The 14,425-nt window shown below is 59.1% G+C and carries 9 protein-coding genes; 5 read left to right on the top strand and 4 right to left on the bottom strand.

Annotated features, from left to right (window positions below; translation table 11 throughout):
* Positions 1 to 63: 63 nt before the first annotated feature.
* Complete coding sequence (gene bglX, locus DBY66_RS05745; RefSeq protein ID WP_108569715.1) at positions 64 to 2,361, bottom strand: beta-glucosidase BglX; 2,298 nt, start codon at positions 2,359 to 2,361, stop codon at positions 64 to 66.
* 155 nt (positions 2,362 to 2,516) lie between these two features.
* Here bglX and dld point away from each other — a divergent pair, with 155 nt between their 5' ends.
* The gene (gene dld / locus DBY66_RS05750; protein ID WP_108569714.1) at positions 2,517 to 4,226 is read left to right on the top strand and encodes a D-lactate dehydrogenase; all 1,710 of its coding nucleotides are present in this window, start codon (positions 2,517 to 2,519) and stop codon (positions 4,224 to 4,226) included.
* A gap of 48 nt (positions 4,227 to 4,274) precedes the next feature.
* Here dld and DBY66_RS05755 read toward each other — a convergent pair whose 3' ends face one another.
* The 3 genes from DBY66_RS05755 to DBY66_RS05765 all read right to left on the bottom strand — a co-directional run bounded on the left by DBY66_RS05755 (position 4,275) and on the right by DBY66_RS05765 (position 8,603).
* Positions 4,275 to 6,728, bottom strand: a complete 2,454-nt coding sequence (locus tag DBY66_RS05755) for a DUF3772 domain-containing protein (RefSeq protein ID WP_108569713.1) — start codon at positions 6,726 to 6,728, stop codon at positions 4,275 to 4,277.
* A 162-nt stretch (positions 6,729 to 6,890) separates the two neighbouring features.
* A complete protein-coding gene (gene pbpG, locus DBY66_RS05760) occupies positions 6,891 to 7,829 on the bottom strand; it encodes a D-alanyl-D-alanine endopeptidase (RefSeq protein WP_071669009.1) in 939 nt (312 codons plus the stop codon).
* A gap of 186 nt (positions 7,830 to 8,015) precedes the next feature.
* The gene (locus DBY66_RS05765; RefSeq protein WP_039383350.1) at positions 8,016 to 8,603 is read right to left on the bottom strand and encodes a Yip1 family protein; all 588 of its coding nucleotides are present in this window, start codon (positions 8,601 to 8,603) and stop codon (positions 8,016 to 8,018) included.
* 168 nt (positions 8,604 to 8,771) lie between these two features.
* Between DBY66_RS05765 and DBY66_RS05770 the strand changes: the two genes are divergently transcribed.
* The 4 genes from DBY66_RS05770 to DBY66_RS05785 all read left to right on the top strand — a co-directional run bounded on the left by DBY66_RS05770 (position 8,772) and on the right by DBY66_RS05785 (position 14,373).
* Positions 8,772 to 9,347 carry a DedA family protein gene (locus DBY66_RS05770; protein ID WP_094112246.1) on the top strand — a complete coding sequence of 192 codons (576 nt, stop codon included), beginning with the start codon at positions 8,772 to 8,774 and terminating at the stop codon, positions 9,345 to 9,347.
* Between the two features lie 165 nt (positions 9,348 to 9,512).
* A complete protein-coding gene (locus DBY66_RS05775) occupies positions 9,513 to 11,327 on the top strand; it encodes a glycoside hydrolase family 15 protein (RefSeq protein WP_108569712.1) in 1,815 nt (604 codons plus the stop codon).
* Between the two features lie 197 nt (positions 11,328 to 11,524).
* Positions 11,525 to 12,640: a L,D-transpeptidase family protein gene (locus tag DBY66_RS05780; RefSeq protein WP_104084686.1), complete on the top strand. Its 1,116-nt coding sequence runs from the start codon at positions 11,525 to 11,527 to the stop codon at positions 12,638 to 12,640.
* A gap of 137 nt (positions 12,641 to 12,777) precedes the next feature.
* Complete coding sequence (locus DBY66_RS05785; protein ID WP_108569711.1) at positions 12,778 to 14,373, top strand: inorganic phosphate transporter; 1,596 nt, start codon at positions 12,778 to 12,780, stop codon at positions 14,371 to 14,373.
* Positions 14,374 to 14,425 lie beyond the last annotated feature (52 nt).

The following is a 14,425-nucleotide window of genomic DNA, read 5'->3' on the forward strand; positions in this document are numbered from 1 at the left end:
GTCGGATAAAAAGGCGTCAGGGATAGCGCTCCCGGCCTGGCGACCGGGAGACGCGGTTATCCGTTAAAGATAGTCGAACTGCGCATCCTGAGTGCGTACGGAATCCAGGCCAATCATAATGTTAAATTTGCCGGGTTCCGCCACGTGCTGCATCTGCTGGTTCCAGAATTTCAGCGCGTCAGCATCAATCGTAAAGCGCACGGTTTGTGACTCACCGGCTTTCAGCATAATGCGCCGGAAGTCGCGCAGCTCCTGAACCGGACGGCTGATACTCGCCACCGGATCGTTGAGATACATCTGTACCACCGTTGCCCCGTCGCGTTTACCGCTGTTGGTCACCGTTACGCTCGCTTCAATGCTGCCGCTGCGCGGCATCGTGCGGGCGGAGAGCGTCACCGGTGAAACGGTAAAGCGGGTATAGCTCAGGCCGTAACCAAACGGATAAAGCGGGCCGTTGATGGTGTCGTAGTAGTGAGAAGTATATTTATTCGGCTTTTCCGGATTATAAGGTCGCCCGGTTGGCAGATGATTGTAGTAAAGCGGGATCTGCCCCACTGAGCGCGGGAACGTGACCGGCAGCTTGCCGGAAGGGTTGTAATCGCCAAACAGCACGTCCGCGATAGCATTGCCGCCTTCGGTGCCGCTGAACCAGGTTTCCAGCATCGCATCCGCCATGCGGTCTTCATTCACCAGCGTCAGCGGCCGGCCATTCATCAGCACAATCACCAGCGGCTTGCCAGTGGCTTTCAGGGCCGCCAGTAATTTCTGCTGGCTGGCCGGGATCGCCAGTTCGCTGCGGCTGGACGCTTCATGCGCCATGCCCTGCGCTTCACCCACCGCAGCGACGACCACATCCGCCTTCTCTGCCTGGGCTACCGCCTCATCAATCATCTGCTGCGGGGTGCGTGTATCGACGCTCACCGCCTGCTCGTAAAGATTGAGGAAGCCCTGAATACCTTTGTTGTCAGAAACGTTAGCCCCTTTGGCGTACAGCAGCGTGCCTTTGTCCGCCATGGCATTGCGCATCCCCTGCAGCAGCGTCACTGACTGCTTTGCCACACCCGCGGCTGACCAGCTGCCCATGATATCGCGCTGGCTGTCCGCCAGCGGTCCCACCAGCGCAACGGTCGCGTCACGCTTCAGCGGCAGCGTCTCGTGCCAGTTCTTGAGCAGCACCATGCTCTTGCGCGCCACGTCGCGCGCTTCAGCACGGTGCAGACGGCTCTCAGCGTTGGTATCCTGCGGATCGCTGCTCTGCGGTCCGAGGTGGCTGTACGGATCGTTAAACAGCCCCATGTCATATTTCACGTTGAGCACGTGACGGGCGGCATCATCAATTTCACGCATACTCACCGCCCCGCTTTTCACCAGCGCCGGCAAATATTTACTGTAGTACTCATCGCTCATGCTCATGTCGATGCCTGACTTCAGCGCAATGCGCACCGCATCCTGCGGATCGCTCGCCACACCATGTTTGATCAGCTCTTTAATCGCGCCGTGATCGCTGATGGTAATACCTTTAAATTTCCACTGGTCACGCAGCAGATCTTTCAGCAGCCAGCCATCGGCGGTGGCCGGGGTGCCGTTCAGCGAATTCAGCGCCACCATCACGCCACCGCTGCCGGCATCGAGCGAGGCTTTATAAGGCGGCAGGTAGTCCTGTGCCAGCCGCTGCGGACTCATATCCACGGTGTTGTAGTCACGCCCGCCTTCCACCGCGCCGTAGGCGGCAAAATGTTTCACGCTGGTCATCACGGCGTAACGATCGGCCGGGCTTTTGCCCTGCATCGCTCTGACCATGGCGCTGCCCATCTGCGACGTAAGATAAGTATCTTCGCCAAAGCCTTCTGAGCCACGCCCCCAGCGCGGTTCGCGGCTGACATCCACCATCGGTGCCCAGGTCATATTCAGACCATCATCCGCGGCCTCATAAGCAGAAATACGTCCCACTTCACCAATCGCATCGCGATCCCAGCTGGCCGCGAGGCCCAGCGGAATCGGAAAAATAGTGCGCTGCCCGTGCACCACATCGTAGGCAAAAAAGAGCGGGATTTTCAGGCGGCTAAGCTGCATCACCTGATCCTGCATGGCGCGAATATCCTGGCGGGTGACGGTATTAAAAATCGCCCCAACCTGACCCTGCTGGATCATGTCGCGAATCGCCTCTTTCGGCGTGTCGGGTCCGACGCTGATCAGCCGCATCTGGCCGATTTTCTCATCCAGCGTCATTTTGCTGAGCAGCTGGCTGACATACGCGTCGCGCGCCTGCTCCGTCAGGGGATGTGTTTCACGCAGCGTATCGGCAAACGCCGGCTGCAGAGCCAGGGAGACCGCGAGGCTAACAGAGTAAATCCATTTCATCAGGTTGGGTTCTCTTAAGTAACTGCGCACAATAAAGATTACCGGGGCAGTGTGCCACAAGATGAGGATAGCAGGTAGCCGCCTTTGTCACACGGCGACCAGAGCCGCGCCGCGTGCTACAGTAGAAACGCCACGTTAACGACAAGGACAGGCTCATGAATTCTCACCTTTCTCACCCTGCACTGGTTGCCGACCTGCGCCGTCTGGTTGGTGCCTCTCATCTGCTGACTGACGCGGAGCAGACCGCGCGCTACCGGACCGGCTTTCGCTCCGGCGCAGGCGATGCGCTGGCGGTGGTCTTTCCGGGGTCGCTGCTTGAACTCTGGCGGGTCCTGCAGGTGCTGGTCAGCGCGGACGCCATTATCCTGATGCAGGCGGCAAATACCGGCCTGACGGAGGGTTCCACCCCCAGCGGCAACGATTACGATCGTCCGGTGGTGATCGTCAGCACCCTGCGTCTCGACCGGCTGCAGCTGATTGATGGCGGCAAACAGATCCTCGCGTTTCCCGGCAGCACGCTTTATCAGCTGGAAAAAACGCTCAAACCGCTCGGGCGCGAGCCGCATTCGGTCATTGGCTCCTCCTGTATCGGTGCGTCGGTGCTGGGCGGGATCTGTAACAACTCCGGCGGCTCGCTGATCAAACGCGGACCGGCCTACAGTGAGATGGCGCTGTTTGCGCAGGTGGACGCCAGCGGTAAACTCAAGCTGGTTAACCATCTGGGAATCGATCTGGGCCACTCACCGGAAGAGATCCTCGGGCGGCTGGATGATGAGCGCTGGCAGCAGAGCGACGTGCGCTGGGATGAGCGCCACGCCTCGGACCATGAATACGCCGGGCGGGTACGTGATATTCACGCCGATACGCCGGCGCGCTTTAACGCTGACGCCCGCCGGCTGTTTGAAGCCTCCGGCTGCGCCGGTAAGCTTGCGGTGTTTGCCGTGCGTCTGGATACCTTTCCGACTGAGCCACAGCAGCAGGTATTCTATATCGGCACCAACGACCCCGCCGTGCTGGGCGACATCCGCCGTCATATCCTGGCAGAGTTCACCCATCTGCCGGTGGCGGGTGAATATATGCACCGCGATATCTTCGATATTGCCGAAGTGTACGGCAAAGATACTTTCGTGATGATCGACAAGCTCGGCACCGATAAGATGCCGCTCTTTTTCACCCTCAAGGGCCGGGTTGATGCCTGGCTGAACAAGCTCAGCTTTGTGAAGCCGCACTTCACCGACCGTCTGCTGCAGCGTATCAGTCGCCTGTTCCCGGCCCATCTGCCGAAACGTCTTAAGCACTATCGCGATAAGTATGAGCACCACCTGATGCTGAAGATGTCCGGCGAAGGCGTTGCCGAAGCGCAGGCGTATCTGCAGGACTATTTCCGTGAGGGTGGCGGCGAGTTTTTCGCCTGCGACAGCAAAGAGGGATCGCATGCCTTTTTGCATCGGTTTGCCGCCGCCGGTGCCGCCGTGCGCTATCACGCGGTGCATGCGGATGAAGTGGAGGATATTCTGGCGCTGGATATCGCCCTGCGCCGCAACGATGAAGCCTGGTTTGAACAGCTGCCGCCGGAGTTTGATAACGATCTGATCCACCGGCTCTACTATGGCCACTTCTTCTGCCACGTGTTCCATCAGGATTACATTGTGAAAAAAGGCGTGGATGTGCACGCGCTGAAAGAGAGGATGCTGGCGCTGCTCAGCGCGCGCGGGGCAGAGTATCCGGCGGAACATAACGTCGGCCATCTCTACAAAGCGAAACCGCAGCTGCAGGCGTTTTATCGTGAACTGGACCCGACCAATACCTTCAACCCCGGCATCGGTAAAACCAGCAAGCAGAAAGGCTGGGCAGTCAAAGCCTGAGACCGGTCGTCATGTGCAGGGTGGTCCGATAACCACCCTGCCATTGACTCAGGATTGCGGCGCATCCTGCTCCTGCGTAGCCGCCGCCAGAGCGCGGCGCTCGATGATCATGGTCTGCGGCGCCGACAGCACAATGCCCTCTTTACGCAGCCGCGTCAGAATATCGAACAGCAGATCGCTTTTCGCACCCGAAATCTGGCGCTGGCTGGCGACGTTGCCGGTTACGCTCAGCACTATGCCCGACGGGGTAAGATCTTTAAACGATACCGAAGGTTCAGGCGTCTCCAGAATGCGCTCATTCTCGTTATAGACCTCCAGCAGCAGCTCGCGCACCCGCACCGGATCGATATCGAGCGGGAACGTCAGCTGAATGGTCACCACCCCCTGTGCATTGCCCATAGTGGCATTACGTACGTTCTGTGAAATCAGCTGCGAATTAGGCACGATCACCGTTGACTTGTCGCCCAGCTGAATCTCAGTGGCGCGAACGTTAATCCGCCGGATATCGCCCTCAATGCCGCTGATGCTGACCAGGTCGCCTACCTTGACCGGCCGTTCGGTGAGCAGGATCAGACCGGAAATAAAGTTTTTAACGATCTCCTGCAGACCAAAACCGATACCCACCGATAGCGCGCTGACAATCCACGCCAGCTTGTTCCACTGCAGCCCCATGATGGAGAGCGTCAGCAGGATAATCAGCACGTAGCCGATATTGCTGAACAGCGTCACCAGCGAGACGCGCATGCCGATATCCATAGTGGTTTTCGGCAGAAAATCGTTATCCAGCCAGCGGCGCACTGAGCGCAATATCCAGATGCCCGCTACCAGGCAAATAAGGGCATTTACCATATGCGCCGGTACGATATTCAGCGACTCCAGCCCTTTGCCACCCCAGAACTCAATGACTTTCTGAATAAGCTCTACCGGCGTGGAGGAGGCGAACGTGCCGGTCATCAGCGCCAGCGCCACAATCCCCATCAGCAGCGCTTTACCCAGCGCGCTGAGCAGCGTGGCGGCCTGCTGCAGATAGCGCTCATCGATATTGAGCGAACTCTGCAGGCGGCGCCCGGCGGCGCTGCTGGTGGAAAACAGGCTTTCACAGCCGTCGGTAATGACGTGGCTTAAAAAATAGAAGGAGCCAAACAGGATCCCGCACCACACCACCTCGTAGCCCAGAAAGCGCGCCAGCGTCACATAGCCGATCGTCAGTGAAATCAGAATCGCAACGGCAGTCAGCGTGAGCGCCAGCTGAACCAGTCCGACCACCGTCGGACGCGCCTCTGGCGGATTGCCGAGCCGGGCCATCCGGCGGCGCACGCGGTTGGTACGCATACTGATAGCGAGCCCGGTGCTGCCAATCAGCAGCGCGGTCAGGCCATTAGCAAAAATCGTCGTGCTGAGACTGGTACCTACCGTGTAGTTAAACGCTTCTGCGGTCTGAAAGATAAACACCAGCGCAGCGGTAATCGGCGGGAACGGCTTCAGCGCCAGCGCAACCTCATTAGAGATGGCCGGCAGACGCCAGCTGGGACGACGGGTCGAGAGAAACGCCCGTCCCAGACCGGCAATCAGCCCGCAGTAGACGCTCAGCTGCACCAGGCGGGTAACAAAATCCTGTACGTCGCCGGAGACTTCATCCCGGCGGGTAAACGCCAGCGCGCTAAAGTTAAAGGTCAGCACCACTGCAGCCAGCGTGGTCAGCGCGATGGCAGCCGCGAGGAAGCTGCGCCGCAGCCGCCCTTCCGGCAGCTTGTTAATACTCACCCAGGCGAGAAACTCTTCGCTGTAGCGCCGTCCCAGCGTCATCACCAGCATCGCCGCCACCAGCCAGCCGATGGTACCGACGCGCCAGTCCGGCTCCCACGACAGTGCCGCCGACGCCTTCAGCTCCGTAATAAAGTCACTGATTTTTTCGCCGTCGAGATCCTGACGGCTCACCAGCGGCGCCCAGAAGCGCGGGCCAAAAATACTGCCGGAATTGAGCGCCAGCTGATTTTTCAGCTGATCGCGGCGCAGGTTCACAATCTGCGAAGAGAGCACCAGCGCACCGTTTTTAATGCCTTCTGCCTGCTTGATCTGATCGTCCAGCTTGCCTTTCTGGTTTTCCAGCGAGCGGCGCTTGCGCGTCACCTCCGGCGTCTCTTTAACGCCGCTGTCCGCTTTGGGCGCGGGACCCAGTACCGCCAGCTGCGCATCAAGCTGCTGGCGCTGCGGGACTAACGCCTGTCCCAGCGTCTCTGCATTGCCCGACAGCTCCAGCGCCATCTCATTAAGCTGGTTGAGCTGGTTTTCGCTGGTTTCTCCCGATACCTGTCCTTTGATCTTATCGAGAATTTTTTGCATTTTTGGCAGCTCAACCGCCGGATTCGCCTGCGGCGGCGCTTCTTCGTCCTGTGCCGGCTGCTGTTGCGTCACATCGGGCGCGTCATCCGCCTGGCTCAGCGCGGGCACGCACAGCATGAGCAGTAACAGCGGAACAGTGAAAAAACGAAACTTAATCATAGAACGACATTCCAGCGAAAAAGCCAGTTAAACGAGTGTGGCGGCCAGTACAGGAGGTCGCCGCCGGGATGAAAACAGGTGTGATAAGGCTAAATCAGGGTACTGATGATACGCCAGTTTGCAAGTGGCGCGCCCCTCCTGCTGGCGGGCGCACCCTCGCCGTTACTCCACTACCGTATTGCTGGTGGTGAGGCCCGCTTTCTGTTTTTTATATGCCAGCGCTGCCGCCGGAACCGGGGCCGCTTTACCGGTTTCCAGCCAGTCGCGCAGGCGATTAGCATCGGCAAAGTGGGTATATTTACCAAACGCATCCAGTACCACCAGCGCCACCGGGCGGTTGTTGATCACGGTACGCATCACCAGACAGTGGCCCGCCTCATCGGTGTACCCTGTTTTCGTCAGCTGGATCCGCCAGCCCTCTTTGTAAACCAGGTGATTGGTGTTGCGGAACGGCAGTGCGTAGCTCGGGTGCTGAAACACCGCCGTCTGCTCTTTCGTGGTGCTGAGCTGGCCCAGCAATGGGTACTGACGCGTCGCTTTCAGCAACTTAACCAGATCGCTGGCGCTGGAGACGTTCTGCGTGGAGAGGCCGGTGGGTTCTACATAGCGCGTATGCGTCATACCCAGCGCGCGCGCTTTGGCATTCATGGCGCGGATAAAGGCGTTATAGCCGCCCGGATAGTGGTGCGCCAGACTGGCCGCCGCGCGGTTTTCAGACGACATCAGCGCCAGCAGCAGCATCGAGCGGCGGCTGATTTCGCTGTTGAGTTTGACGCGCGAAAACACGCCGCGCATCTCGCGCGTCTGGCTGATATCTACCGAAAGCATCTCATCCATCGGCAGCTTTGCATCCAGCACAACCATCGCCGTCATCACTTTGGTAATGGAGGCGATAGGCCGCACGCGGTCAGGATGGCTGGAGAACAGCACCTTGCCGGTATCGAGATCAACAATCATTGCGCTGCCGGAGGCGATTTGCGGCTGGGCCAGCGGTGCCAGACCCGACAGCGCGGCCGGTGCAGCCAGTACAGGTGTTACCGCCGCCGGGGCCGTCATAAACAGCGCCAGCGACAGCAGAGAAACAGGTAATTTAACAGACATCGTGTCAGTGAGATCCGATCAGGAGTTTTGCGCTGTGAAAGCTCCACAGGCCGCCCGCATCAGGCCTGTCAGGGTGCGGGCTGGCAGCGGCATAATACGCGCAAATGCGGCAAATTTCTTAGTGAGATTGTTTCCGGGCGTTAAAAAGGCCGCAGTTATGTGCGGCCTCAGAAAAAAGCAGGGAAATCAGAACAGCCTTGGTCCATAGCCCCACAGCACAACCGTCAGCGCCAGCAGCACTTCAAATACCAGTACCCCTATCGCCAGCGTTGAACCGGAGAAGCGCATGCTCTCTTCGCGGTCGATATTCAAAAACACCGGGATGCCGACATAGAGCAGGTAGCCGGTGTAGACCAGCGCCACGGCACCCGCCAGTACGCAGAGCCATACCAGCGGATAAAGTGCGACCAGACCGCTGAGAAACAGCGGCGTGGCGACATAGCCGGCGAACACGGTACAGCGCTGAATACCGGGACGCTGCGGATAGTCGCGCGCCATCCAGTGAATGACCCGCCCCATTACCGCGACGCCACCCAGAATTAACAGATAAAAGAGAATACCCAGACCGAGGCCAGTGAGCAGATTGAGCTGAATAAAGCGATTGTCGCCCAGATTCCAGCCAAATTGTGTCGTGCCGATAAAGGCGCAGATAACCGGTATCGCTGCCATCAGCAGCACGTGATGCGTATAATGATGTGAAACGCTTTCGTTTTCCTGCTTGATATGGCGCATTTCCTGATTCGGATGCGCCAGAAGACCCCAGACATGATTCATAAAATCACTCCTCTGATGCAGTGGGCCGCCCCTTTAGCATTCAGTCAGACTCCGACAGGCAGCGTCTCTTCAAGTATAACCAGCGCGCCTGTTTTTGCGGCCCGCTGCACAAAAAAAGCCGCCTGCAGCTACACTGCTCAGGTGTCTGTTCTGTCCAGGGAGAAAAAATTGCATCTCGATATCAATGGATTAATCACCCAGTATGGCTATCTGGCCCTGATGATTGGCTGTATTGCCGAAGGGGAAACCTTTACCTTGCTGGGCGGCGTGGCGGCGCATGAGGGGCTGCTGCACTACGGCGGCGTGGTGCTGGCGGCGATGGCAGGCGGCATCATTGGTGACCAGCTGCTGTTCTGGCTTGGCCGCCGCTACGGTACGCGCATTTTGCGCCGCTTCAGTAAACATCAGGCGACGATTGGCAAAGCTAACCGTCTGATCCAGAAGCGTCCCAGCCTGTTTGTTATCGGCGTGCGCTTTATGTACGGTTTTCGCCTGATTGGGCCGATTATCATCGGCACCAGCCGTCTGAAGCCGCTGCGCTTTTTTGTGCTTAATGTTATCGGTGCTGCGCTCTGGGCGCTGATTTTTGTCACGCTGGGCTATTTTGCCGGCGAAATCATTGCGCCCTGGCTGCATAAGCTCGATCAGCATCTTAAACATCTGGTCTGGCTGGCGGCGGCTATCGTCACCGGTATTGTCTTACGCTATCTGATCCGCCGCTGGAACCACCGCCGCGCCGGTTAACTGTGGTAGCCTTTGAACTGCGGATTCGCCAGAGTGAATCCGCCATCACACGCTCTCCTCGCTGTTAACGATTTTTCAGTACAGAAGTTATCCATCCGTGCCACGGCGCTGCCCGGCCAGCCGTTTCGTCTATAGTTAACAGTCAGATAAGGTACCGGAGGCGGGATGAGCAAAATTAAACGCAGAATTGATGACCACGGCGTAATCGGCGATTTGCGCACCTGCGCCCTGATCGCAAACGACGGCACTATCGACTATCTCTGCTGGCCAGAGCTGGACAGCCCTTCTGTCTTTGCGGCGCTGCTCGACAGCGAAGAGGCGGGCCGTTTTACCCTTGCGCCTGACTGGCCACAGGCGCGTCGCCAGCAGCTCTACCTGCCTGATACCAATATTCTGCAGACCCGCTGGCTGGCCGATGAGGGGGTGGCGGAGATCACCGACTATATGCCGATCTGCGACGAGAGCAGCAAAGTCCCGCGGCTGGTACGTCGGGTAAAAATGGTGCGCGGCACCGCTACTTTTCAGCTGGTCTGCGCGCCGCGTCACGATTACGCCCGGGCTGAGACGCGTGCTGAAGTGCGCGAAGGCGGCGTGGCGTTTCTGGCGGAGGGGCAGCCCGCGCTGCGCCTGAGCGCCACGCTGCCGCTGCGCTGCGAAAATCAGGCGGCGGTAGCGGAATTTACGCTGCAGAGTGGCGAACACGCAGAGTTTGTCTTTGGCAACGATGACGATCCGCACGTTGAAACCATCTCAACGGCGCGCTGCTTTCAGGATACGCTCGATTACTGGCTGCGCTGGAGTAATCACAGCTCCTATCAGGGGCGCTGGCGTGAAATGGTGACGCGTTCAGCGCTGACGCTGAAGCTGCTTACCTCACATGAACATGGTTCGATCGCCGCCGCCGCCACCTTTGGCCTGCCGGAGGAGCTGGGCGGCGAGCGCAACTGGGACTACCGCGCCTCCTGGATCCGCGACGCCTCGTTCAGTATGTATGCGCTGATGCGCCTTGGCTATGTAGAGGAGGCGCACGATTTTACCCGCTGGGTCGGCCGCTGCGTTGAACACAGCCATGACGACACGCCGCATCTGCAGGTGATGTATCGTCTCGATAGCGGCACCGAACTGCATGAAAGCGAACTGCTGAACCTCTCTGGCTACGCCGATTCACGGCCGGTTCGCATCGGTAATGACGCGTGGCGTCAGACGCAGCTTGATATTTATGGCGAGCTGATGGACGCCATCTATCTGGCCAACAAATATGGCGACGCCATCTCCCACCGCGGCTGGCTGCACGTCTCCAGCATGATTGATTACGTCTGCGACAACTGGAACCAGCCGGACGCCGGCATCTGGGAGATGCGCGGTGAGCCGGAGCATTTTCTCCACTCGCGCCTGATGTGCTGGGTGGCGCTGGATCGCGCGCTGCGGCTGGGCATGAAGCGTTCACTGCCGATGCCTTACGATCGCTGGGACCGGGTGCGCAGCGAGATCCGCGACGATATCTGGCAGAACTTCTGGAACGCCGACCTGGGGCATTTCACTGCGACGCGCGGCGGCACCGCTTTGGATGCCTCAATGCTGCTGATGCCGCTGGTGCGCTTTGTCAGCTCCACCGACCCCGACTGGCTGGCCACGCTGGATGCCATCAAGGCTAACCTGGTCAGCGATGGTCTGGTACGGCGCTATAATATCAGCGAAACACCGGCTGACGGATTGGCCGGCGGCGAAGGCTCTTTTGTCGCCTGCTCTTTCTGGTACGTAGAGTGCCTGGCGCGCGCCGGCCGGGTGCAGGAGGCGCATTTTGAGTTTGAGAAGCTGCTAAGCTATGCCAACCCGCTGGGTCTGTATGCCGAAGAGTTTACCGAGCGCGGCTATGCCCTGGGCAACGTTCCGCAGGCGCTGAGCCACCTGGCGCTGATCAGTGCCGCCTTTTTTCTTAACCGGAAACTCAGCGGTGAAGTCACGCTCTGGCAGCCCTGACTATTCACAATTTGGGTCATTGCGCCAACAGATTTATCTGTGAAGAAGGACTTTTTGCGTAAAGTATCTTCAGGCAGTAAAAATCATCATTCCCATCGCCGCGGCAATGCACATATAATGCGCAGCGGGTCACACTGACCACGATGGATTCGATACTCTGACAAGCCTGAAACACGGCCATAACGACTTGTAAAAACATGAAAAAAAGCATTCGCGCGTTCGCTTCACTAGCTCTTGCCCTGGCCGCTTTCAGCCAGTCAGCCTTTGCTGTCGTCTATCCGCTTCCTGCAGCGAATAGCCGCCTGATTGGCGAAAATATTGAAATCACCGTGCCGGAAGAGAGTAAACTTCCGCTGGAAGCTTTTGCGGCTCAGTACCAGATGGGCCTCAGCAATATGCTGGAAGCGAATCCCGGCGTTGACGTTTATCTGCCTAAAGCGGGCAGCAAAATGGTGATCCCACAGCAGCTGATCCTGCCTGACGCACCGCGTGAAGGCATCGTGATCAACAGCGCTGAGATGCGTCTCTACTACTACCCGAAAGGCACAAAGACCGTGGTCGTGCTGCCTATCGGTATCGGTGAGCTGGGTAAAGATACTCCGGTAAACTGGACCACCAAAGTAGAGCGTAAAAAAGCGGGTCCGACCTGGACGCCAACCAAGGCGATGCACGCTGAATATGCGGCACGTGGCGAAAGCATCCCGGCGGTCTTCCCGGCTGGCCCGGATAACCCGATGGGGCTGCACGCGCTCTATATCGGCCGCCTGTATGCCATTCACGGGACTAACGCCAACTTCGGTATCGGCCTGCGCGTCAGCCACGGCTGCGTCCGCCTGCGTGCCGACGATATCAAATGGCTGTTTGACAACGTGCCGGTCGGCACCCGCGTTCAGTTTATCGATCAGCCGGTTAAAGCGACCGTTGAGCCGGATGGTTCACGCTGGATTGAGGTGCACAACCCGCTCTCCACCACGGAAGAGCAGTTCAACTCACGTGAGCTGGTCCCGATCAATCTGACTTCAGCGGTGACGAAAGTGGTTGCTGACGCCAGCACCCGTCAGGATGCGGTCAACAATGCCATCCAGGCTCGCAGCGGCATGCCGACCAAAATCAACGGTCAGGCTGACGACGCGCAGCCGGCAGCGATTGCCGTGCAGGAATCGGCTGATGCGATGCCAAAAGAGGAACCGATGACGCCGCAGGGCGCAACGGCCGTTGCACCGCCAGCCGATCAGCCTGCTGCACAACCGCAGGCAGAACAGCAGCCGGCACCGGTCGATCAGGCACAGCCAGCGACCAGCAGCAGCCTCTGATATCGTTCTGACGCCGTCAGAAAAGCCAGCCTCCGGGCTGGCTTTTTTATTGCCATCATCATTCTGTCACACTGCAGGCGTATCACACTGCCAGTAGCGGATGCCGTGGGTGCATCCGATCATCAATGGGGTGTGTCATGGCTGAAACCAGTTTACCGGCGGCGCGCGGACGTCCCGATCTGCAGCGCGGCAGCGGTCCGCTCTCCCGCATACTGTTTCTGCTGCTGCTGGCCGCAGGGCTGATTTTTACCGGGGTTAACCTGTTTAACGATGTGGCGGAAACCGGCGCGGTGGTCACCACCTATACGCCCTTTGTGCTGCTGACGCTGGCGTTGCTGATTGCGCTGGGATTTGAATTTGTGAATGGCTTTCACGACACCGCCAATGCCGTAGCCACGGTGATCTACACCCATTCTCTGACGCCCGGCGTGGCGGTGGTCTGGTCCGGCATCTGCAACTTTCTTGGCGTGCTGCTCTCCAGCGGCGTGGTGGCGTTTGGCATTATTTCGCTGCTGCCGGTCGAGCTTATTCTGCAGGCGGGCAGCGGACACGGCTTTGCCATGGTCTATGCGCTGCTCTTCTCTGCCATTATCTGGAATCTGGGAACCTGGTATTTTGGTCTGCCGAGCTCCTCATCCCATACGCTGATTGGCTCCATCATCGGCGTCGGCGTAGCGAATGCGCTGCTGCATGGCCGCAGCGGCACCAGCGGCGTTGACTGGGATCAGGCGCTGAAAGTGGGCTACGCTCTGTTGCTCTCGCCGATCGTGGGATTTGTCTGCGCGGCTCTGCTGCTGCTGGCGCTGAAAGCGCTGGTGCGTAATCGTCAGCTCTATCAGGCGCCCGACAGCGCCCGCCCGCCGCCGGTCTGGATCCGCGGGCTGCTGATCCTGACCTGCACCGGCGTCTCTTTTGCACACGGCTCTAATGATGGTCAGAAAGGCATGGGGCTTATCATGCTGATTCTGGTCGGCACGATGCCCATTGCCTATGCGCTGAACCGGTCGCTGCCGCCGGAGCAGATCCCGCGCGTCGCCGCGCTGGCGCAGGTCACGGAGCAGCAGCTGCTGACGCTGCAGCCGGCACCCGGGGCGATGCCGGCACCGCGTACGGTACTGACTGAGTTTGTCCGCAGCCGTCAGCCCCGGCCTCAGGTGCTGCCGGCGCTGGGCCTGCTGCTGGGTGATATCAGCGATCAGATCCGGCGCTACGGCTCGGTGAATGATATTCCGGCACAGGCGGTGACCAATACCCGTAACGATATGTACCTGGCTTCGGAGAGTATCCGGCATCTGCAGAGCAGCAGCGTAACGCTGCCCGAAGAGACCGCCCGCAATCTCAGCGCCGTGAAGCGCGAGCTGGACAGCGCCACGCGCTTTATTCCGCTCTGGGTAAAAGTGGTGGTGGCGCTGGCGCTGGGTCTGGGCACGCTGGTGGGCTGGCGACGTATCGTCATTACGGTAGGCGAGCGCATCGGCAAATCGCATCTCAGCTATGCCCAGGGTGCCAGCGCCGAACTGGTTGCGATGGCGACTATCGGCGCAGCTGATGCGTTTGGCCTGCCGGTCTCCACCACGCACGTGCTCTCATCGGGCGTGGCGGGAACCATGGCCGCAAACCGTTCCGGCCTGCAGCTTGCCACGCTGCGCAACCTGGCGATGGCCTGGATCCTGACGCTGCCGGTCTCCGTGCTGCTGGCGGGCGTGCTTTATGCGCTATTTGCCCGGATATGAGCGCCGGTAAGGTAAAAAAAAGCCAGCACGGAGGCTGGCTTTTACTGTGGGA

The sequence above is a fragment of the Pantoea sp. RIT413 genome (assembly GCF_003057675.2).
Lineage (GTDB): Bacteria > Pseudomonadota > Gammaproteobacteria > Enterobacterales > Enterobacteriaceae > Pantoea > Pantoea eucrina.